This is a genomic window from Occallatibacter sp., from assembly GCF_035317045.1.
GTDB lineage: Bacteria > Acidobacteriota > Terriglobia > Terriglobales > Acidobacteriaceae > Telmatobacter.
This window is the reverse complement of record NZ_DATHHT010000022.1, coordinates 21,963-43,107: the sequence shown is the minus strand read 5'-3', so window position 1 is coordinate 43,107 and position 21,145 is coordinate 21,963. Positions and strand designations below refer to the sequence as shown.

16 protein-coding genes and 1 pseudogene are annotated in these 21,145 nt (G+C 58.0%); 7 read left to right on the top strand and 10 right to left on the bottom strand.

Annotated features, from left to right (window positions below):
• Positions 1-12: 12 nt before the first annotated feature.
• The 4 genes from VK574_RS09845 to VK574_RS09830 form a co-directional block, all read right to left on the bottom strand.
• Entirely contained in the window at positions 13-1,824 is a 1,812-nt protein-coding gene (locus VK574_RS09845; RefSeq protein ID WP_472799668.1) for a DUF885 domain-containing protein, read from the bottom strand.
• Between the two features lie 53 nt (positions 1,825-1,877).
• Complete coding sequence (locus VK574_RS09840; protein ID WP_472799667.1) at positions 1,878-4,265, bottom strand: S9 family peptidase; 2,388 nt, start codon at positions 4,263-4,265, stop codon at positions 1,878-1,880.
• A gap of 149 nt (positions 4,266-4,414) precedes the next feature.
• A complete protein-coding gene (locus VK574_RS09835) occupies positions 4,415-6,007 on the bottom strand; it encodes an AsmA family protein (RefSeq protein ID WP_472799759.1) in 1,593 nt (530 codons plus the stop codon).
• A gap of 80 nt (positions 6,008-6,087) precedes the next feature.
• Complete coding sequence (locus VK574_RS09830; protein ID WP_472799666.1) at positions 6,088-6,840, bottom strand: SDR family oxidoreductase; 753 nt, start codon at positions 6,838-6,840, stop codon at positions 6,088-6,090.
• Between the two features lie 201 nt (positions 6,841-7,041).
• Here VK574_RS09830 and VK574_RS09825 point away from each other — a divergent pair, with 201 nt between their 5' ends.
• From VK574_RS09825 to VK574_RS09810, 4 genes are all read left to right on the top strand, one after another.
• A complete protein-coding gene (locus VK574_RS09825) occupies positions 7,042-9,372 on the top strand; it encodes a sigma 54-interacting transcriptional regulator (protein WP_472799665.1) in 2,331 nt (776 codons plus the stop codon).
• Between the two features lie 259 nt (positions 9,373-9,631).
• A complete protein-coding gene (locus VK574_RS09820) occupies positions 9,632-9,931 on the top strand; it encodes a hypothetical protein (RefSeq protein WP_472799664.1) in 300 nt (99 codons plus the stop codon).
• Positions 9,932-9,933: 2 nt separating this feature from the next.
• The gene (locus tag VK574_RS09815) at positions 9,934-10,644 is read left to right on the top strand and encodes a Crp/Fnr family transcriptional regulator (protein ID WP_472799663.1); all 711 of its coding nucleotides are present in this window, start codon (positions 9,934-9,936) and stop codon (positions 10,642-10,644) included.
• Between the two features lie 187 nt (positions 10,645-10,831).
• Positions 10,832-11,287 (top strand): hypothetical protein, encoded by a 456-nt coding sequence (locus VK574_RS09810; protein ID WP_472799662.1) that lies wholly within the window; start codon positions 10,832-10,834, stop codon positions 11,285-11,287.
• A 10-nt stretch (positions 11,288-11,297) separates the two neighbouring features.
• On the opposite strand, the gene VK574_RS09805 is transcribed toward VK574_RS09810, so the two are convergent.
• Both VK574_RS09805 and VK574_RS09800 read right to left on the bottom strand, forming a co-directional pair.
• The gene (locus tag VK574_RS09805; protein ID WP_472799661.1) at positions 11,298-12,281 is read right to left on the bottom strand and encodes a TIGR01777 family oxidoreductase; all 984 of its coding nucleotides are present in this window, start codon (positions 12,279-12,281) and stop codon (positions 11,298-11,300) included.
• A gap of 21 nt (positions 12,282-12,302) precedes the next feature.
• On the bottom strand, positions 12,303-12,884 hold the full coding sequence (locus VK574_RS09800) for a hypothetical protein (RefSeq protein ID WP_472799660.1): 582 nt from the start codon (positions 12,882-12,884) through the stop codon (positions 12,303-12,305).
• 121 nt (positions 12,885-13,005) lie between these two features.
• Here VK574_RS09800 and VK574_RS09795 point away from each other — a divergent pair.
• Both VK574_RS09795 and VK574_RS09790 read left to right on the top strand, forming a co-directional pair.
• Positions 13,006-13,149 (top strand): annotated as a pseudogene (locus VK574_RS09795) (hypothetical protein); the annotation flags it as partial.
• Positions 13,150-13,343: 194 nt separating this feature from the next.
• Positions 13,344-13,829 carry a DinB family protein gene (locus VK574_RS09790; RefSeq protein ID WP_472799659.1) on the top strand — a complete coding sequence of 162 codons (486 nt, stop codon included), beginning with the start codon at positions 13,344-13,346 and terminating at the stop codon, positions 13,827-13,829.
• 131 nt (positions 13,830-13,960) lie between these two features.
• Here the strand turns inward: VK574_RS09790 and VK574_RS09785 are convergent, their stop codons facing one another.
• Positions 13,961-16,654, bottom strand: a complete 2,694-nt coding sequence (locus VK574_RS09785) for a TonB-dependent receptor (RefSeq protein WP_472799658.1) — start codon at positions 16,652-16,654, stop codon at positions 13,961-13,963.
• Between the two features lie 217 nt (positions 16,655-16,871).
• Entirely contained in the window at positions 16,872-17,600 is a 729-nt protein-coding gene (locus tag VK574_RS09780) for an HAD-IA family hydrolase (RefSeq protein WP_472799657.1), read from the bottom strand.
• Between the two features lie 121 nt (positions 17,601-17,721).
• On the opposite strand from VK574_RS09780, the gene VK574_RS09775 reads away from it, so the two are divergent.
• The gene (locus VK574_RS09775) at positions 17,722-18,456 is read left to right on the top strand and encodes an HAD family acid phosphatase (protein ID WP_472799656.1); all 735 of its coding nucleotides are present in this window, start codon (positions 17,722-17,724) and stop codon (positions 18,454-18,456) included.
• A 194-nt stretch (positions 18,457-18,650) separates the two neighbouring features.
• Here VK574_RS09775 and VK574_RS09770 read toward each other — a convergent pair whose 3' ends face one another.
• Together VK574_RS09770 and VK574_RS09765 are read right to left on the bottom strand one after the other, a co-directional pair.
• Positions 18,651-19,484 (bottom strand): DUF4097 family beta strand repeat-containing protein, encoded by an 834-nt coding sequence (locus VK574_RS09770; RefSeq protein ID WP_472799655.1) that lies wholly within the window; start codon positions 19,482-19,484, stop codon positions 18,651-18,653.
• Between the two features lie 428 nt (positions 19,485-19,912).
• Positions 19,913-21,115: an efflux RND transporter periplasmic adaptor subunit gene (locus VK574_RS09765; RefSeq protein ID WP_472799654.1), complete on the bottom strand. Its 1,203-nt coding sequence runs from the start codon at positions 21,113-21,115 to the stop codon at positions 19,913-19,915.
• Positions 21,116-21,145: the final 30 nt, after the last annotated feature.

Genomic DNA, 21,145 nt, shown 5'->3' with positions numbered 1-21,145 from the left:
CCGTTCAAGGAGTCACTTCGGAAGCAGGAGGTCTTTGAGCCACGGTACCGGCAGTGCACCTTCATCCAATGCGCGATCGTGAAACGCGGCGAGGTTAAAGTCCTTGCCTTTGGCGGATTCGTAAGCCTTGCGCAGGCGCCACCATTCCGTGGTGCCGACGAAATAAGTCGGGAGTTGCGTGGAACTCAGCTTTGCTCGTTGCAGCTTGCCTTCGGCCTCGGCGCGTGTCTGGAAGGCGTCGTCCATCATGAAGTGCATGGCTTCGTCGTCGGTCATGGCCATGGTTTGCATGCGGATGTCGAGGATGCTGTTGCCGACGGCGCGCAGCCAGACTTTCAAATAGCTGAGCCGGTAGTGGGGATCGCTGTTGGCGAATCCCTGCTGCATCATGACTTGCGCGATGTACTCGGCCCAGCCTTCAACATATGCGCCGTTGCCGTAGAGGCTTCGCACGAGGCGGCGCGTCACGGGCTGGATGTCGTTGGCGTGTTCGGCCTGGACGTAATGGCCCGGAAGCGCTTCGTGGATGCAGAGCCACTTCAACACCCAGTTGTTGTACTCGCGGAGACGCGATTCAGCGCCGGCTTCGGGCGTGGTGGAACTGATGGGCGTGACCCAGAATTCCGCTTCGGCATTGGGATCAAGGGGCGGAGCGGAGTGAAATCCGCCGACCGAGTAGATGCCACGCTCGAATTCAGGAGTGGGAATCACCTTGAGGTTGTCGCGCGATTTCAGCGAGACGACCTTGTTGTCGATGATGAACTGACGGATCCCGACGAGATCGCCCTTGGCAGTCTGGATGAGGTCGTCGCGCTTGGGATGATCGTCGGCAATCTTATGCAGCACCTCGTCGATCATAGTGTTCTCGCGCTCCTGCTGGCTGAGGTTGGCATGATCGCTATGGTCGGGGAAGTACTGCTTATGCAGCGGCAGCGCCAGTTCCAGCATCTCAGCACGCGTCTTTTTGAAGGCGTCTTCGGCCTCGGCAAGCACCTGGTCAGGCGTGATGTCTGTTTCCATCACAAGTTGGAATTTCTCCGCATAGAATTGCTTGCCCAGCCGCCAGGTGCGAGCCGTTTTCCGTTTCGCAAGGTCGTTCTGCAGCCATTGCGAGAAGTCCTTCAGCGCTCTTTCGGCGGGAGGAGCAACCTGTTCGAAGCGCGTCTTCAACTCCGGGTGCTTCGCGACGGCGGCGGCAACAGTGTTTTGGATCAGGTCGACATTGCCGTCGTTTTCTTCCACAGCGACGCGGATGAAGATGGGGTCGGCATCGACTAAGTCACTCCGCGCCTGGTCGAGAAACTTTGGCGTTGCGGCCACGCGCGCGAGCACGTCTCCAAGGCGCACATCTTCCGCTGCGTAATCGTCTGTCAACGGTTGAAACAGGGCGCTGCCAAGGAGTTCCACATATTGGGTCGGATTGTGTTTGTAATTCTGGATGCGATCGAATTCAAGGAGGGACAGCCCGATCTGGTCGTCGATTAGATGCCAGTCGGCGGCGTCTTCCGGTCCGAGAGAAGCAACGGGCGTTTCTGTGTGGAAGCGATCGCGCCACCGCGCATAGACCTGGCGTTGTTCCGCAACGCCCTGGGGGCTTACATCATCGAGCAGGGAATCAAGCGCTATCGTTTTTCCGGTCTTTGGATCGACATGCTTGTGATAGCCGGCCTGCGAGGCGCTCGAGGGTGATAGAGCCAGCGTCTCATGAATGAACTCCTCACTCATCGTGGCAAACTTCGCATTGGCCTGCGGTGCTGGAGGCCCAATTTGTGCCGAGAGCGCACCCGCGCACAGAACGAATACTGCAAGCAGACTTTTTCGCATGCTGATTCCTTTCAATTCACCTTGCCGGCCTGAGACTCGAATCCGTTCCATCGCTACTCGTCGTCGTCCCCATCGGGGCCGCTGCGGGTCACGGCCATTGCGGCTCCGTACGACTTCATCTGATACTCGTTCGGCGGGATGTCGCCTGCAAGGTAGCGCACAAAGTAGTCCCACCGCCGGCGCATCATGTATTGCGATGCAGGCCCGTAGCCGTGCGGGACATTGGGAATCAAGACCAGATCGAAGTCCTTATTGGCCTTGATCAGGGCATCCACCATCAGCAGAGTATTGTTGGGAGGCACGTTGTCGTCCATCGTGCCGTGCGCGAGCATCAGGTGGCCTTTCAGATTCTTGGCGATGTTCTGGTTGGCTTGTGAATCGTAGTTGCTGGTGCCGTCGGGATTTTTGACTTCGATGCCGGCCCATTTTTCTGCCCAGTCGTCTTCGTAGTCGCGCTGGTCGTGGTTGCCGCTTTCGGCGATGCCGACCTTGAAGAAGTCAGGATAGTGCAGCATGGCCGCGCCGGTTGCGTTACCGCCGCCGGAGTGTCCCCAGATTCCAACGCGATCGAGATCGATGAAGGGGTATTGTTTTGCGAGATCTTTCATTCCGGCGACCTGATCGGGAATAGTGTTATCGCCGAGGTCCGCGTAATAGGCCTCGTGAAATGACTTCGAGCGGAAGGGTGTTCCCATGCCGTCGACGCAGACCACGATGAAACCGAGCTCGGCGAGGGCCTGCATGTCCCCATGGGCAGCGCGGAAGTCGCGCGCGCCACAGGAACCGATCTGCGGGCCGGGATAGACGTAGTTAATGACGGGGTACTTCTTCGATGCGTCGAAGTGTGTCGGCTTGAACATGAAGCCGTAGAGTTCGGTTTTGTCGTCGCGGCCTTTTACGGTAATCGGCGTGAGCGGCTGCCAACCCGAAGCGAGCAGAGGCGCAATATCCTGCTTAGCCACGTCCATGACGGTCTTGCCTTCGTCATCGCGCACCACGGTGACCTGCGGTTGGGTCGGCGTCGAGTAAGTGTCGGTGAAGTAGCGGCCGTCGTGCGAGACCTTGATGCGGTGATCCGCGTTCTCGGGCGTTAGCAGCTTCAGTCCGGTGCCGTCAAAGTTCACGCGATAGAAGTGCTGGAAGTACGGATCGCGATCTTTTTCCCTACCGACGCCGACGAAGTAGATGATGTGTGCCTTGTCATCGACATACAACACCTGCGTGACATTTCCCGGACCGCGCGTGACCTGGTTCTTCAATTTGCCTGTGGCGAGGTCGTAGAGATAGAGATTGCCCCAGTCATCACGCTCGCTGAACCACAAGATCTCGTTCGACTTCTGGAGGTAGTGCCAGTTGATTTTGCTGTTGCCGCTTTCGTAGAACTTCGGCACGGTCTCGCCCATCACCTCGCGTACATCCCCTGTGTCGACGTCAGCCACGCGGAGCCATTCCTGCTTGTGTTCGCGCGAGGTCGATACGAACGCCAGGTGTTTTTCGTCGGGACTCCACTCCACGTCGGCAAACGTGTCACCGTCGCAGGCGATGTCATCGCATAAAGTCGAGCGATGCTGATCGGGCTGCATCTTAAGGCGGATCACTTTGCGCGCCTCGACGTCGATGATGACACGCTCGATCATCGTCACGTCCTTGTCGCCCACAAGCGGATACTTCCACGCCTTCAATTCAGGATGCGTGTTGGTGACGGGGACGAGGTACATCTCACCGTCTTTGCGTTGATCCTGTTGAAACGTGGCAATCTTCTTCGAATCGGGCGACCACAGCAGGATCGCGGAATCTGAATGCTTCCAGCCTGCGTTGTCGGTTGCATAGCCAAAGTCCTTGATGCCGTCGGTGGTTAGCTGCGTCTCGGCGCCCGTCGCGAGATCGCGAACCCAGAGATTCCAGTCGCGAATGAAGGCGCCGAGCTTCCGGTCGGGTGAGAGGTTCATGGGTGGTTGCGCGACCTGGCCCGGCCGGGCTGGCCCTCCCGAGATCGCTTTGCACGAGGATGAAGTGGCAAGGGTGCACTGGTATGTCGCGCCGCGCATGTTGAATGCAAGTGTGCGGTCGCCGTCGCTGAGCGAAATATCGGAGAGTTGCAGATGCCGGGCATCGATAGGGGGACCTCCCTTGGCCGTCTCTTTCAGCGCGGCCGCCAGTTTTTCACGGTCGAAGAGAGGTTCGTGCGATCCCTTTGCGGGATCGACCATCAGATAACTGGTTCCGCTTTCATCCACCTCGCGATACCAGAAGCGATCGTCATCGAGCCATTGCGCCGTCACCTGGCCCTTGTATGCAAGAGGATTGACGTTGTAGGCCATGAACTTCTCGGCGTTCGCGTAATCCTGGTCGGTGTATTGGCGCGGCGGCTGCGGCAGCGCGGCAACGCAAGCCAGAGCTAGCCCCGCACATAAGCTCGCAATCGATTTTGCACGTGTCATCGCAATCATTCGTTTGGATTCCTCAATTGCAGACAAACCGTTCGGCAGAGGGGACGGAGTATCCGCTAAGTTGTAGATCGGAGAAGCTGTTACTCGTTCGCAATTTTATACGCAGATCGCCCAGATCGAGATGCCGAGGAGCGGAGACGTTACCTCAACATCGCACCGATATTCGCCTTGATCGAGGGACTGGCTGCGGTTCCTGTAATCGTCAGAGGTATTCCGCGATTTGATGTCTGGGCCGGCTTTGCGTTCGGGTGTAGAAAGCCTCCAACAATCCCGCCAACCGCGTTGACGGCGGTGTTGGCGATGGCACCGACGGCATTAGATGAATTCAGTTTCGCTGTCAAATTGAAATCGATGGATCCCGACTGCGCAACGGTTCCCTCGCCGGTAGCGGAGCCGAGCTGGGGCAGATTGCCGTAGATGGCGGTGACCTTGGCGCCCTCGGGCGAAGAACTGACATTGGCTTTGAGCACTTGGATTTCTGTGCCGGCGGAGGTTCCCCCAAAAGGATTCATGCCTTGAATCTTCGATCCCAGATCGAATCCGGCAAGCTTGGTGTTGTCGATTTCGACGGGCCCCGCGAGGGTTGCGGTAGTTGCCGGACCCGTGACTGTAATGTTGGCGGTCAGTGTTCCGCCCTGGAGCGAAGACCCGCTTGGCAGGTGGATGCCGACGACCGGTAGCAAGCTCTCAAGCTGGTCGATGGGAACGTTGGGCGCAGCCAGATGCAGGTTAAGCATGACAGCCTGGGGCGTGAACTGGAAAGTGCCATTGACATGGACCGCAGCCGATCCGGCGTGCACCGCGATATCCGAAACGGTTGCCAGACGCGACTCGAGATTGTCGGTGATGGTGTAATCCATCTCAACCGGATCCTGCGCGGGTGATCCCCTGGGCACCAGTTGCAGCCGCACTGCCTTGATCTTACCTGTGCTCGAGACGGTGACTCCATCGGACTTCATCTGGGCATCCACGTCATCCACCATTGAGATTCCCTTGCTCTGGTCGATTACGCCGGATGCAACCGGATCGAAGTCGCGCAACTGCAGCGTGGCCTGGAACCGGGTTTGAGTCGTGTCTGTCTGAGAGATTGGGCCGGCCTCACCGGTGAGCTTTAAAGAGCCCTCACCTGGGAGCTTGGCGGAAAGATCGAACGGAAAAGACCTCAGAAACGAGAAGTCCTTTACCGTCAAGTTGACCGCAGAATACTGAAAAGGCGTTTGAGTCACGGGAATTGAAGATACCGTTGCGCTACCATCGGTGATTTTCAGTTCGTCTACGGTCAAGTCGGGCACAGAACTCGGCTGGCCCGGTTGCGTCGATGCGCCACCGATGCTGGAGAAATTCCATTTGCCGCTTCCGTTCTGGATGAGCTGAATGGAGGGAGTGTCGATGTTCAGCCGTGTGATCCGCACCTCGTGATGAAGAACGAGAGGCAGAATCTTCACGCCCACGTCGAGTCTCTTAGCCTGGATGAAAGGAACGGAGCTGTAGGCCGGATCATCGGCGATGGCAATGTCGTCTGCCACCAGATTTCCGGCCAGGATGGAGAGAGTCAGACGTCCCATTGTCACGTCGCGGCCGAGCGCCGACGAAAGCTGACTCTCCACCGCCGGTCTGAACGTGTCCGCGTTCACGAAAACCGGCACCAGAGTGACGATGAAGATCATGAGAAGCACGACGGCAGCAGCAGGTAGAGCCCATTCCTTTTGCATGGGGTTCCATCTCCAGTTCAGACTGGCACGATTGTATCGCCCCGGCCGCCGGCCGCGTCATGCGGGGCCGCCTCCGTAATTTGCGAGAGATGAGGCACGTTCTACCAAGGCAGAGGCTTACCCATGTGGAAGTAGCCACCGGTGGGTCCATCGTCGGGAAGCGTGGCCAGGGCCGCGCTGGTCTTGCCGCCCTCGCTCAGGTCCATCGTCGCGCTCTGACCGCCCATGTCGGTTTTGACCCACCCGGGGTGCGCGGAGTTCACCTTGATTTTGGTATCGCGCAACTCGTAGGCAAGATGCACAGTGAATGCATTCAGGGCGGTCTTCGAGGCGTCATAGGCGAAGGACTTTGCATGGTAAATCGGCGAATTCGGATCGGCATGGAGCTTGAGCGAACCCAGAATGCTGGAAAGATTCACGATCCGTCCTGCCGGGCTTTTCCTGATCAGGGGCAGCAGTTTCTCGGTCAGTTCGACCTGGGCGAAGAAGTTGGTCTCGAAAACCTTGCGCAGCAGATCCATCGGCACATCGGCGGCGCGATGTTCCGGGCCCTCGCCGGGAAATGTGCCTCCGGCGATACCAGCGTTATTTACGAGGATGTCGAGCCGTCCGTAATTGGAGTCAAAGTAGTCGTAGGCGGCGTTGTAATCCGCCGGCCTGGTGATGTCGAACTGGATCATGTCGGCGTCGACGTCGGCGGCGCGCAACCGGGCCAGCGCCTGCTCCCCCTGCGTTTTGTCGCGAGAGCCGACTACAACCTTGATGTCAAATTCCTTGTTCTGTCCGAGGTCGAGTGCGGTCTGGAAGCCGAGTCCGCGATTTCCACCTGTAATGAATGCGATCTTTTGTGCCATGGGGCCTGTTTCTCCTGTCGAGCCTTGGATTCCAAAGCAGATCCGTAGGGTGCAGAAATTCAGCACTGGAGGCCGAGTCGAAGCGCGCATTCTTTGATGGGACAAAGGAGATTCTCAACTACATGGGGGAAAGCTCTCCAATTCGTTTGCATCGTGGGATGGAGAGCGACTAAGGTTCAATTGATATAAGTTGGAGCCTGAATGCGCCTTTCTGATTCCCCGGAAGAGGACGCAGTTGCTGAAGCTGAGGTCAAGCCGGTCGGACTCGCTCAGTTCGCGTTGGAGAACCTGTTTGACATCTCTCCTGACGCCATCTTTGTCACGGACGCCCAAGGCATCATTCGTGCCGCAAATCCGCGTTCCGCAGAGCTGTTTGGTTACATCCAGTCGGACCTGATCGGCAAGCCGATCGAGAGCCTTGTTCCAGAGCGCTTCAGGACGCACCACCCAGCACATCGCGAGAACTATCATGCCCATCCACGGGCCCGCCAGATGGGTGCAGCCCTGAACCTCTTCGGACTTCGCAGGGATGGCACGGAGTTCCCGGTCGACATCATGCTCAAGCCGCTGACGACGCCAGATGGCACGATTGTGCTGAGCATCGTTCGCGATGTTACCGAGCAGCACGAAGCGCAGCAACTGGCGCGGCGCAAAGACCTTCAGCTTCGTTCGTTGCTCGACGGCGTGCGGGACTATGCCATCTACCTCCTCGACACGGAGGGACACGTCACAACGTGGAATCCCGGCGCGGAAAGGGCCAAGCAATACAAAGCCGAGGAGATCATCGGCAAACACTTCTCACGCTTCTTCACGCAGGATGATATCGACCGCGAGCGTCCGGCAGAGTTGCTGAAGCTCGCGGCACAACGCGGACGAATTGAAGACGAAGGCTGGCGAGTTCGCAAGGACGGTTCTCGTTTCTGGGCGAATGTCGTTCTTACTGCCATTCGCGACGAAACCGGCGAACTGACGGGGTTTGCGAAGGTGACGCGCGACTTTACCGACCGCAAACGGGCGGGAGAAGCTGTAATGCTGCAGCTTAGCCAGGCGCTGCTGGCCAATATGGATGTGCGCAAGCTTCTGTCTGCCATTTCTGCCAGCCTGCAGGAGGTGGTGCCAATGGATTGCGCAACGCTGGGACTGGTCGAAGAAGGATCGGATTCGATGATGGTTCAGTTTCTCGGCGTCAGCGAAACGCAGCCTAGCCGTGGGGATGTTCGCGTGCCGCTGCACGATTCGCCTGCCGGCCGCGCCTTCCTTACACGGGAGCCCGTCTGTCTCACGCACATCCAGAGTAGCGGGTTTTCACAAGAGGGAATTCAACACCTTACGAGCCTCGGCATGCAGTCCGGTTGTTGGATACCGCTGGTGGATCGCGGCCAGGCAATCGGGGCTCTTGCCGTGGCGAGCAGGATCGAGGGCGCTTTTGCCGAGCATGAAACCGAAATGCTAGTGCAGGTGGCCGACCAGGTGGCGATGGCAGTCAGTAACGCGATGGTCTTTCGCCAGATCACCGATCTTCGCGATCGCCTGAGCCAGGAGAAGCAGTATCTCGAAGAGGAAATCAATCTCGAGAATCGCTTCGAAGACATCGTTGGCGAAAGCGGGGGGTTGCGCCAGGTTCTCAAACAGATTGAGACGGTGGCACCGACGGACGCAACCGTATTGATCCAGGGCGAGACAGGAACAGGAAAAGAACTTCTGGCCCGCGCCATCCATCGCCTGAGCCCACGCAGAGATCGCACGTTCGTGAAGGTGAATTGTGCCGCGATCCCTGCGGGGCTTCTCGAGAGTGAACTTTTTGGCCACGAGAAGGGCGCATTTACAGGAGCCATCGCGCGCAAGCTCGGCCGGCTCGAACTCGCGCACGAAGGCACGCTGTTTCTCGACGAGGTTGGGGAACTTCCGCTTGAGTTGCAACCAAAGCTGCTTCGTGCGATCCAGGAAAGGGAAATCGAGCGTCTAGGCAGCACGCGTTCCATTCCCATCAGCATTCGACTTGTCGCGGCCACTAATCGCGATCTGGGCCAGATGGTTGCCGAGAAGCAGTTCCGCAGCGATCTGTTTTATCGGCTCAAGGTTTTTCCGATCTTTGCTCCGCCGCTGCGCGACCGCGCGGGGGACATTCCGGTGTTGGTGCGCCACTTTGTGTCAACACACAGCCGGCGGATGGGCAAGAACATCGAGACCATCCCCGAGGAAACCATGAAGGCTCTTTGCCGCTGGCCGTGGCCGGGCAATATCCGCGAACTGGAGAACTTTCTGGAGCGCGCCGTGATCCTAACCCGCGGATCCGCACTCTACGTTCCCCTTGCGGAGCTTGAGACGAAGGTCGCCGAGGAAGAGGCGGAGCTGGAAGAGCGGAACCCGACCCTGCATGCTGCAGAGCGTGAACACATCCTGCGGGTGCTGCGCGAAACCAAAGGTCAGATCGGCGGAGCGGACGGCGCCGCGGATCGTCTCGGTCTGAAGCGGACAACGCTAAATTCGAAGCTCAAGAAACTCGGCATTGAACGCAGCGACTATATGTAGGGTCGCATTGCGGGAGTTGCTGGCCTGCTGAGTTGTTTTTCTTAACCCAAGAAGCCGGCTTGTGACGACATCTCGTCTGGTGACGATATTCCGTCTTCGTCACTTCGTCAGTTCGGGGTCGTCGCTTTGGTTCAGCTGAAGATTCCTGCAAAAATAAACCTTTCAAAATCAGCTACTCACAGCCATCGTTTATTCGTCACACCAGTTTGGCACGCCAGTTGCCTTAGTAGTGGTCGAGGCCATTGAGGGCCAATATACGTTGCGAATCACATTTCAAGATACCGACGAAGCAGTAGAGATGAGGCTGGAAGGCCGTGTGGCGGGGCCGTGGGCGAGTGAGCTCGACCGTGTCTGGGTGGATACGGCACCGCGAGTGGCTTCCAAGAAACTCATCATCGATCTGCACAACGTTACATATGCAGATGCTGCCGGCAAGAACGTGCTGAAAGCGATCTACGCACAGACTCACGCCGAGTTTGTCACAAACACACCATGGGCCAGGTTTCTAGCAGAAGAAGTCACCGCAAGCGAAGCCGCAAAAGTCGAAGAGGGAGAGTAACAATGCTGACGACACGCGATACGATGAACACCTCGAATGGGCAGACTCAACGTGCAGGCGAGTTTTTCAACAGACTTTCACCTGCAGCTCTGCGAGACCTGGAGTCGATGGAATTCCCCACGTTGTATCAACCGGGCATGATGCTGTTCTCTGAGAAGGCTACGCCCCAGGGGATCTTCATCGTGGTGTCGGGCGAAGTGAAGCTATCGATCAACTCGAGCGAAGGCAAGCGCCTGATCCTCAGCATCGCCAAGGCCGGCGAGGTGCTGGGTCTCTCATCGGCTCTTTCGGGACTGCCCAGCGAGATGACGGCTGAGATAATGCATCCTTCACGCATTGCCATCATCGAGCGCGATCAGTTCATCGCATTCATGGGCCGTCACCCCGAGGTCTACCAGGTAGTGACGCAGGAGCTGAGCCTGCAGTACAAGGTCGCCTGCGAGCAACTGCGCACGGTCGCCCTCTCTGGCTCGGCGCCTGAGAAACTCGCCCGCCTTCTGCTGGACTGGAGCGAGAACGGCCAGAAGACCGAAGTGGGCACTCGTTTTCGCTTCTCTCTAACGCACGAAGAAATCGGCGAATTCATCGGTGCATCGCGTGAAACGGTCACGCGCACGCTGTCGACGTTCAAGAGCCGCCGGCTAGTTGCATTCCACGGTTCGATTCTTGAGATTCCCAGCAGAGTGGCACTCGAGCACCTGGCCGGAGTTTAAGAGAAACCCGCAAATTGCGTTGTAATCGTTCGTTCAACAGTCTTGATTTTCATCCGCCGCGATACATATATATATTCGGGCCCGGGTTCGTGGCGACGCAGTCATAACAAATCCCGAGCAATGCGCATGGAAGCCTTCGCGTTACAATGGCAGCCAACCATCTGCCACTCACCTTCAGGAGGCTTCCATGCGCAGGGTCCTTCCCGCAATCCTCTCCATTCTGATCGCATTTGCTGCTGTTGCGCCGCTCCTGGCACAGGGTGCTCCGCCGCAGGCAAGCGCCGATCAGCCCTATTCCGTTGAGTACTACTACAAGGTGCAATGGGGCCATCAGCAGGAGTTTCTCAATCTCTTCCTCAAGAACCACTACCCGCTATTGAAGAAGATTGAGTCTACCGGCCGCATGCTCACCATCAAGATCGAGGCGCCCGCGTACCACACGACCGAGGACGGCCGGTGGGATTACCGCGTCACTATCCGCTACAAGAACTCCACCGTAGCGACGACCGCGAATCCCGACGAGGAAGCATTTATCAAGCAGCTCTGGCCGGATCAGGACACCTACAAACGCGAGGAGCAACGGCGCTTCGAAATCCTCGCGGGACACTGGGATCTTCCGGTCACGGATATTACGCCGCATTAGACGGCAGGTGCTACGCTCTGCGTCTCCATTTCTCGACCAGGTCCTCGGCGGCGTGGGCCCAGTTGGGAATATTGAACGTGAACCCCGCGTTCAGCAGGCGGGTCGGAATCACACGGCGGCTCTTCAACACCAACTCAGTCTCGGTGCGCATGAAGAAGGCAGCAATCTCGAGAAGCGGAGCCGGGGCAGGGATTCCATTGGGCATGTTCCAGGCTTCGCGCAGGATTGCCATGAATTCGCGGTTCTGTTCCGGGTTCGGGGAAGCGATGTTGACCGGGCCTTCAAGGTCTTCGCGCGCGATCAGGAACTCCACAGCTCGGGCGAAGTCGTCTTCATGAATCCATGAAACCCACTGCCTACCGTTTCCTTGTTTTCCGCCGAGTCCTATGCGTACCAAATTTGACAATACGGCAAATGCATTTCCGGGGACCGGGCTGAAGGTAATGGCGGAGCGCATCGCAACTTTGCGGGTGTTCGGTGTTTCGGCCTTGAGGAATGCGGTCTCCCAGTCACGCGCCACACGAATGGAGAAATTCCAGGTATCGGGCGCGCCTGATTCGCGTCCGCCGAGTACGCCGGTTTTCTCGTCCATCGGGCGGTCGAGGGCGTGGCGGTAAATGGTCGCTGTCGAGGCATTGAGCCACACACGAGGTGGATTTGAGAGTGAGGCGATGACCTCACCGAGGAGGCGTGTGGATGCGATGCGCGAGTTGTAAATTTCAACGCGATTGTCCGGCGTATAGCGGCAGTTGACGCTGCGGCCGGTGAGATTGATGCAGACATCTGCGCCGTCGAGATACTGCGTCCAGAGGCCCGGCGTCTGCGCGTCCCAGTGCACGGTCTGCCACTCTGCCGTATGCGGCGAGCGGGTGAGAACGATGACCTGGTCGCCGCGGCGCTGGAAGTGCCGTGCCAGAACGCGCCCTACCTGTCCGCTTCCACCCGGAATGACAATGCGCAGGGGACGCACTGTCGCAAAACGACTCGTGGTCATCAAAGCGAGTGTATCGGAAGGCTATTGGGCGGGCGGTCCCTGCTGAACTGGCGGTTGCGGTGGGATGGGCGGGTACCCATAGGCTGCGAAATACTGCCTGCGCCGCCGCTCTCGAATTTCGCGCACGACGAGAACGATAATCAGGCTCATAACCAGCAGCGGAGTCCAGAACACCCATATCGGCTGTGCAAAGCGGCTGCCTGTGATATTCGCCGTGTCGGCTGCTTGCAGGCCGCCGAACATGACTACCAGGTCGTTGCCGACCGTTACGTTCTCTCCCAGGTGCACGTTCCCGAAGAAGTTCACGACATCGTGGCCGATTGCGGCATCATCTTCGGTGTGAACGGAGCCAAAGAAGACGACAACATCGTGCCTGGACTGGTGCGCGATGTGTACGTTGCCGAAGAAGACCACTACGTCATGGTCGATGTCGCCTTTTGCGTTGACGCTGCAGAAGAAGCAGACCGCGTCATGCACGGACTGGCCTTCGGGGACCACAATATTGCTGCCAAACTGCACCGCGTCTTTGTCGGCGTGCGCGGGCGAGGCTATGACCAGAAGTGCAGAGAACACAAGCAGGGCGGAGAACAAGCGTTGAGTCATGGCAGCCCTCACTTGGAATTCTACGCGTGGGCCGGGCAAACGGTTCCCGCAAACCGAAGATAAATGGAGTGAATCAGTCTAGTTCGACCCGCGAAAAACCTACAAGGGCTTTGATCGCCTTGCGCCCGGGGTCCGCAGCGAACTTCACCGCCTCACACCGAGGGATGACAAAGGCAGACTTAAACACAAACTCTTTCGCAGGCTGACTGACGATCTTCGCCATCCCAAACTCGAAGAGCATCTCGCAACCGTCACAGCGGGGTGAAAATCGAGGGGCTTGACAGGTTTTTTGCGTCTTTGTCCCGTGCCCTTAGATGTTCTCGGCAGCGGTGGTTGTCTCGGCGAGAGCCAAAGCCGGCCCAAAATGAAATTTAAAGTTTTATTAAATATGACACGTGTTGTCATGTATGGTCTGTCATCGTTGTTCTGTGCTCAGATTTGGGCCGGAGGAAAACCGATATGACAACGGCGATTGCGGAAGTGGGCGTGGAGACGGCTAACGATCTCCTGAAGAACTGGCAGGGACACAGGCGACTTACGCGCAGGGTGATTGATGCGTTTCCTGAAGACAAGCTTTTCGAGTTTTCAATTGGCGGGATGCGGCCGTTTTCGGAGTTGGCGTGGGAGTTTATCCGCATGGCGGTTCCGATTGCGGAGGGCGTAGCGACAGGGAAGTGGGCGGAGTTCACGGTATCGAAGGCGAATGTGACAACGAAGGCTGAGCTGTTACGGATATGGGATGAACAGACCGCAAAGCTGGACGAGGTGTTCGCGCAGATTCCGCCGCACCGCTTCAGCGAGGTGGACAAGGCATTTGGCCAGTGGGAGAATCGGGGCATCGATACGATCCGGTACGCAATCGACAATGAGATTCACCACCGAGGCCAGGGGTATGTGTATCTGCGGGCTCTCGGAATCGAACCGCCTCCGTTCTGGGAGCGGTGAGGTTTGTTTTTGCGAAGGTGAGAGTGGGGGAAGGCAGAAAAGCAACTACAAGTTCCTCCACTCCTCTTCCCCTTCGCTCAGGGTCAGGATCGGTCGGAATGACAAACTCACTAAGGAAGACGCCTGAATCCTTAGAATTCCACGCGCATGCCTAACTGAATGCGGCGGGGTGGGCCGTCTGCGGTGACTTCACCGAATGTTGGTGAGCTATCTACCGTGTCGATGCTCGACGGATTCTGGTGATTCAGCAGGTTGAATGCGCCCGCGGACAGGCCCACGCGTGGCGCATCCTCGTCCTTATTGGCGGTGATGGCGAAGTCGTGGCCCCAGCGCAGGTCCAGATCGACATAGGATGGAGCGTTCTCAGTATTGCGACCAACGCCGTCGGGCCGCGTGTTGAAGAGCGAATCGCCGTAGAGATCGCTGCCAGTGGTGATGGTCCATGGCCGTCCGGTGTTGGCGAAGATGCCTGCTGCAATGTTGTAAACGCTCTTGGGATTGACCATGGCGTACATGCCGAGCCGGTTACGCCGATCGAAGCTGGCGTTTGACCACTCGTCATTCGGGGCGTACTGGTTCTGCGGAAACCAGCCGATGCCGCTGGTATTGGACTCGTAATGGGACCAGGTGTAGCGTCCGAAGCCCGTGAAGTACTTATTGACACGACCGCGGAAGGACAGGTCGAGTCCGTTGCCCTCGAAGAACCCATACGGCTGCATCTGGCGGATCATTCCGAAGTCGAGATCGGGGCGCTGGGTGTAACCAGACTCAGGAGTCGGCGCGTTGATGTCGACGGAACGGAACTCGTGGATGCCGCGAGTCTGATACGCGCTGATGATGCCGGTGGCCTTCTCGCCCAGCTGGCGCTCGATGGAGAGTCCGTACTGCATCTGGTAGGGAATTGCCGCATGGGGAGCAAGTTGGGCCAGGTTTGCGGGCTGTTCAGTGACCGTGGCGCAGGCATTGACGGGCACGCATCCCGTTGCCGGCTCACTCGCGGGATTCAGAGATATCTGCACCGACCGGCGCCGCGCATTCTCGTAGCGCGCGAGGTCAAGCAGCGGTCCGGAGCCGAAGCGGTCGTAGTAGACTCCGCCGCCGCTGCGCACGACAGTCTTCGAATCTTGATCGACCACCCAGGCGAACGAGACACGTGGCGAGAATCCAAGGTGCTTCGTGGCCAGGAAGTTCTGCCAATCGTAGCGAAGGCCGGGCGTGATGGCGAAGCGGTCGTTGATCTTCCACTGGTCCTGGATGAAGGCGCCCATCTCCTGCTGGTGATAGATGAAGTGCACGTCGCCGGTGTTTTGCGAAAAACCTGACGGCAGATTGTTGGAGTAGTTCTGGAGAGCCGACTGGGCGACGCTGCCATCCGCATTCAGCGTGGGACCGAAGGTATAGGTACCGAGCGCGTTGGTGTTGTCGTCGAACGCGCGGCGATTCATGTGGGGAATGCCGGCGCCAAACTTGAAGGTATGACGACCGCGCGTCCACGTCACCATGTCGCTGATGCGGAAGTTATATTCGGTGCTGAGGTAATCGCCCTGCGCTGAGCCGCCAACGAAGTCGCCCGCAACGTTGATCTTCGGTGCCTCAAACACATTGGCGTGGGTATTGAAGTCGTGCTCGCCGACGACGGAAAACTGGTTGAGCAGCACGGCGGAGAGCGTCGAGTCGACGTGTACCACCGTGTCGTCTTCATGGTACTTGCTGTTATATCCGCTGCCGGCAAGCGACTGTCCGCCTACGCCCTGGTTTTGCCCGGTCCACTCTTCGTAGCTGTACTGTGCGTATGCCGAGTACTTGTCGCCGAACTGGTGGGCGGCGCGGACGCTGAATTCGGTGTCGCGCGTGGGAGCAGCGACATTGGCTTGGAAGAGTCCGGTTGGATCGGCATCGGTGGGAAGGACGGTGGCGTCGACGACCGAGTCGAGGTCTTCTTCAGCGCGATTGAAGCTTGCGAGAAAGCTGCTCTTTTTCGCAAAGAAGATCGGGCCGGTCGTGCTGCCCTCATACACGCGGCGCTGCTCGAAGGGTTTCGACGGAGCAAGTGCGTTCTGCGCATTCAGCGCGGAATCGCGAAAGAGGAAATTGAACTGGCCGTGATATTTGTCTGCGGCAGATTTGGTGATGATTTCCATTTGCCCACGACCGGGCCAGTAGTACTGCGCCGAATAGGGGTCTTGGTTGATGCGTACTTCCTGGACTGCCGAGGAGGATACGGTCGCGCGATTGGCTTCTACACCATCGACCATCAAACCCGACCCGCCTGTGCCGGATGCGCTGTCGTCGAGGAAGGAACTCATCGCGGTGACGTAATCGTTGTCGAAGATTGGTAACGCTTTCAAATCACTCGAAGTCATCACCGAGGAATCACGATTGTCTTCGGATGCGGTGAGATCTTCGTCAGTATCGCCGTTCACGCGGACACTGGTGGCGACTGCGGCGATGGGCAGCGTAATGTGCAGCGGCGCAGCCATGACGTGCGCTGCCGGGGCCGCCGCCGAAACCACGTTGGGCCGGACTGTCACGGGAAGGTGAACGGTCTCAAAGCCAGGCTCGGAGATGACCAGCGTGAAGCTGCCGGAATGAGGTGCGGCCATCAGGAAGTTTCCGACGCCGTCGGACTTCGTTGTACCGGCGATCGATCCATCAGCGTTAACCAGGTCGACTTCTGCGTTCGGCACAATGGCGCCCGTTTTGTCGGCGACAACGCCTTGTACGGTGGCCGCGGGGGTCGGTTTTGAACTGGAATTAGACGAATTGCCGGCGAGAATCGCGGCGGGCGACAGTAGCAATACAGCCAAGGCAAAAAAGCGAAGCATGCATATCTCCAGCGAAACCGAACATCAAGGCCAGGGGAGTGGCCCGTCATTGCTTTAGTATTCAGAGGCCCATGTCCCCGCTTCAAGATGGACATCCGATGCCGGCGAAAGTCCTAGAGAAAAAGCGCATCTCCTAAACTCTTCGCTTCGGAATGATCTTGGACTGCGCTCTAACTCCATGCAGCATACGCACTTGCAGTCTCGATTGAGGGTACCGTTATGAATCAATTCTCGCAGGACTCAGGGCGGCTGTCCAGTCCGCTGGTGAATCGACCATCACGTCGGGGGGAATGGCTTCGAGGCTTCCCGGAGCGAGGCCGAAGGTGCAGCCGATGACCCAAGCGCCGGCGTTGCGGGCAGTGAGCACATCCACCTGACTGTCGCCGATCATCACGGTCTGCTCGGGCGTTGCGCCTGCATCCTTCATGAGCGCAAGCAGGCCCTCGGGATCGGGCTTTTTGGTGGCGAAACTGTTGCCGCCGTAGATGCGCAGAAAGTAGGGGGCCAGTCCCAGCGCTTCGCAGATGGCCTGCGCGGGACGCACCGGCTTGTTCGTAAGCACGGCCATGGCGCGCGCCGGCACGTCGGGTTGATCGTGTACCTGGTGCAGCGCCTTGAGCGCTTCCAGCACGCCTTCGTAAGCGTAGGTGAAGTCCAGTTTGTGTTCTCGATAGTAGTCGAGGAAGAACTTGTAAGCTGCGGCGAGCAATTCTTCGTCCGGCTCTTTGCCGTCGTCGGTGGCGAAGGCGCGGCGCACGAGCATGAGCGCACCGTTGCCGATATATCCGGCGATGATTTCGTCGGAGAGTTTCGGGCGTCCAAAATTCTCGAGCGTGGCATTCACACTGTTGCAGAGATCCTGCGCCGAGTCGATGAGGGTACCATCAAGGTCGAATACCAGCAGCTTGAGGCGTTCGACAGGCACAGGGCGAATAACCCGAATCATGCTTCCAGTGTAACGGTTGCACCATTTGTTCGCGCTGATGGCAATCACGCTCTGGAGAAGGGAATTGCACCACGCGGTCAATTAGAATTTACAGTTTGCATACAAGCCGAGGAGGCTTCGCATGTTCCGAAAGAACCTCGTATCGTTCTTCATTTGCCTCGCGTGCATCACAGGCAGCTTGCTGAGCGCGGCGCAAGAGGCGCCGCGCACCGCACCGGTCGCAGCCAGCGAAAGTATTCCAAATCTCGGACCGCTGCTCAACCGCGTGAATGCGCTCAAATCGGAATTGCGGCAATACCACGCCTGCACCTGCACGTGCGGTTGCTATACGAAGGACCTGGACATGGAGGCGGATCGTGCGGTTGCTTTCCTGGGAGCGCGTGCACATCGGCGTGACAACGAAAAGACGGCTCTCGTTCTCGACATCGATGAGACGACGTTGTCGAACTGGGGGGAGATGTCGGGTGCGAATTTCGAGTACGACAGCAAGGCCTTCAATGCATGGATCGAATCGGCGCAGGCACCGGCCATCCAGGGTACGCTGCGCATCTATAGTGCGGCGCAACGATCGGGGGTGAAAGTGTTCTTTCTCACGGGTCGGCCGGAGGCGCAGCGCGCGTCGACAGAGACCAATCTGCGGCTGCAGGGATTCACCACATGGCAGCAACTCATCTTGCGCAAGCCGGAGCAAGCAAAGTTGACTGCAATCGCATACAAATCAGCGGAGCGCGCGAAGATTGAGGCGGCGGGATATCGGATCATCCTCAATGTCGGCGATCAGTGGAGCGACCTGCGCGGCAAGCCGGAGGCGCAATTCTCGGTGAAGTATCCTGACCCTTTTTATTTCATCCCATGAGTGGGAGGGCACATTCAGAAATCGGGGGGAGGGAAAAAAGACAGGCGAGGCCTCCCAGGAGGTTGAGCTAAGTCATCGCGGTCTGATGGCAAAACTCCGAAGCCTCGCCTGAGGAACGAACTTGTTAGCAAAACTGTTGATTGTCGCGCGGCCCAACCCAGCCACCTAGACCTGGCCGCAAACACTTCTGCAAATCAATGAACGCGAACGTCGCCCGAGCCGGTTTCGATGCGCACGGTTGGTCCGCCGCCATGAACTTTTCCAATGATGTGGTGCTTGTCAAACGATCCCTGCACGGCCATTTCCTGATCGGTGTGTACTGAACCGGAGCCCGTCGATGCATCGAGTGTGAAGCCGGTGTTGCCAGCCCAGAATTCAACGCTGCCGGAGCCGGTTTCGAGCTTCCAATCGGAGGTCGGGGTTCCTGCAACCTTGATGTTGCCCGATCCAGTGCCGGCACGCAGGCTTCCATTCAGGTTTTTCAATTCGACGGTGCCGGAGCCGGTTTGCGCCTTCACATCGCCCTGGCCGGTCTGCTCGGCGTAGATGTTGCCGGAGCCGGTATTGGCGTTGAAACCGCCCTGCAAGCCGGTGGCATGGATGCCGCCTGAACCAGTTCCGAGCTTTGCATTCTGGCCGACGCCATCGTCGTTGATGTCGCCGGAGCCGGAGTTGGCCTCGAGAAATGCATTCGCCGGAGCTTCAATATCGTAGTCGATGCTGATGTTGTGGTAGTTCTCGTGGCGCTGGCCGATCCTAACGATATTTCCGGTCTGCTCGACGGGTGGATTGTTTGCGATCTCCTGCACCTTGGCATCGTTGGAACCCCAGCTGGACTTCACATGACCGACGATGTGGACGCGGTCGCCGGAACCATGCGTGATGTGGATGTGCCCGGCGCCTGTTGAGACTGTCAGTTCGACGTGGCCGTTGACGGTGAGGTTGCGCTCGAATGTCGCTTCGTTGGCCAGCGCCGGAACAGCGGCGAGAGCCAGAATTGCTGCTGCAAATGCAAATCGCTTCATCATGTTCCTCGATTCACTTCTGGTACCGCGGCCAGTGTGCGGGATTCCGATTTGATCTGATCCGTTCTTGACCTTGCACTTCTGACCTTGTTTTGTTCTTCGTTGCTGTCAGTTGATGGGGGAGGGAAATAAACTCCACGTTGTAGGGATGAGCATGCGCATTGCCAAAGGCACATTCCGCTGCAACTTCACTGATTTGTGTGCGCCCGCCTTCGGAGAGGAGACGGACAACCGCGTCGCGGGTGTCCGTTTGCGAACACTGTTGTGCGGCACTGAACAATCTGCCCAGGGCATTTGAGCGAACCGGAGAAGGCTGATCTTTCGCACTTGTTCTCCCATGAAATCCCGTACTACAGGGATGACGTTTGGAATGCACCCTTGTTAACAAGAAATCGTTAACTCAAAACATCGAACTCCAACTCACAACTGCTTCATTGCTGCAGTACGACCTGATCGCCCTCTTTGAGGCCTTTGACGATCTCGGTTTGCGAGCCATTCGAAAGGCCAACGGCGACGGCTACTTTGCGCGTGCCGTCTTTCTGATTCTTGTCAGGTACCTGGACGAAGGCGTTCTTCTGCGCATCGTAGCTCACGGCGTTTTCAGGAACCATCAGCACGCCCTTGTGCTCGTCGAGCATGATCTCGGCATTGGCCGTCATGTTGGCTTTGAGTTCGCCGCCGGGATTGTCGATGCTCACGCGCACTTCAAAGGTGGTTACATTGTCTTTTTCAACGCCGAGCGGAGCGATTTTGGTGACCTTGCCGTAGAAGGAGCGGTCTCGGAAGCTTTCGACCTTGATGCGGGCGGGCTGACCCATATAGACGTGCGCGATGTCAGCCTCATCGACCTTACCCTGTACGTAGACCTGATTCACATCTCCTTCGGTCATGACCAGCGTGGCCGTGGAACCGAGCACGAGGATGGAGCTGACGGCGTCGCCCATCTCCACATCGCGCGAAAGGATTTCGCCATCCATGGGGGCCACAATCGTGGTGTAGCTCAACTGCTCTTCGAGCTGTTTGAGGCTGGCCTGACTCTGGGCCACCTGAGCCTTCGCCTGTTTCAGTTTGGCGGTGTCAACGCCAATCTGGGCTTTGGATGAATCGCGGCGTGTCAGCGCTGCGAGGTAGTCCTTGTTCGCATCATCCAGCGCCTGCCGGCTCACAATGCCTTCTTTCGACAGCTGTTGATTGCGATCGAGCGTGGCCTTGTACATGGGTAGATCCGGCGCCGCCGCATTCACCTTGTCCTGCTCGATGTTGGCTTCATAGGTGGCGACGTTCGCCTCAGCTCCCGAGAGCTGAGCCCGTTGAGCTTCTACCTGGGCTTCAATCTCCTGCTGATCGAGCTGCGCCAGCTGCTGCCCTTTGTGGACCTTGTTGTTGATGTCCACGAAGAGCCTGGTAACGATGCCGGATGCCTTGCTCTTGACTTCGACCTTGGTAATTGGCTGAATCTTGCCTGTCGCCACTACGGACCGCAATACATCGCCGCGCTGCACCTTGGCGATGCGGTTGGGATCGATACTCGCCGACCGCACCAGTCGTGCAGCCCCAACGCCAATCACCACAATCACCAACAGCGCAACCGAACCAATCCAGATCCAGATCTTTTTGCTTTTGCGCGAAGCCATGGAGCACCCCCGAGACCAATCAGGAGCCTG

Excerpts from the sequence above, each read along its gene's own strand:
- VK574_RS09845 (WP_472799668.1), bottom strand. The coding sequence starts at position 1,824 with ATGCGAAAAAGTCTGCTTGCAGTATTCGTTCTGTGCGCGGGTGCGCTC.
- VK574_RS09840 (WP_472799667.1), bottom strand. The coding sequence starts at position 4,265 with ATGACACGTGCAAAATCGATTGCGAGCTTATGTGCGGGGCTAGCTCTG.
- VK574_RS09830 (WP_472799666.1), bottom strand. The coding sequence starts at position 6,840 with ATGGCACAAAAGATCGCATTCATTACAGGTGGAAATCGCGGACTCGGC.
- VK574_RS09825 (WP_472799665.1), top strand. The coding sequence starts at position 7,042 with ATGCGCCTTTCTGATTCCCCGGAAGAGGACGCAGTTGCTGAAGCTGAG.
- VK574_RS09815 (WP_472799663.1), top strand. The coding sequence starts at position 9,934 with ATGCTGACGACACGCGATACGATGAACACCTCGAATGGGCAGACTCAA.
- VK574_RS09810 (WP_472799662.1), top strand. The coding sequence starts at position 10,832 with ATGCGCAGGGTCCTTCCCGCAATCCTCTCCATTCTGATCGCATTTGCT.
- VK574_RS09805 (WP_472799661.1), bottom strand. The coding sequence starts at position 12,281 with ATGACCACGAGTCGTTTTGCGACAGTGCGTCCCCTGCGCATTGTCATT.
- VK574_RS09800 (WP_472799660.1), bottom strand. The coding sequence starts at position 12,884 with ATGACTCAACGCTTGTTCTCCGCCCTGCTTGTGTTCTCTGCACTTCTG.
- VK574_RS09790 (WP_472799659.1), top strand. The coding sequence starts at position 13,344 with ATGACAACGGCGATTGCGGAAGTGGGCGTGGAGACGGCTAACGATCTC.
- VK574_RS09785 (WP_472799658.1), bottom strand. The coding sequence starts at position 16,654 with ATGCTTCGCTTTTTTGCCTTGGCTGTATTGCTACTGTCGCCCGCCGCG.
- VK574_RS09780 (WP_472799657.1), bottom strand. The coding sequence starts at position 17,600 with ATGATTCGGGTTATTCGCCCTGTGCCTGTCGAACGCCTCAAGCTGCTG.
- VK574_RS09775 (WP_472799656.1), top strand. The coding sequence starts at position 17,722 with ATGTTCCGAAAGAACCTCGTATCGTTCTTCATTTGCCTCGCGTGCATC.
- VK574_RS09770 (WP_472799655.1), bottom strand. The coding sequence starts at position 19,484 with ATGATGAAGCGATTTGCATTTGCAGCAGCAATTCTGGCTCTCGCCGCT.
- VK574_RS09765 (WP_472799654.1), bottom strand. The coding sequence starts at position 21,115 with ATGGCTTCGCGCAAAAGCAAAAAGATCTGGATCTGGATTGGTTCGGTT.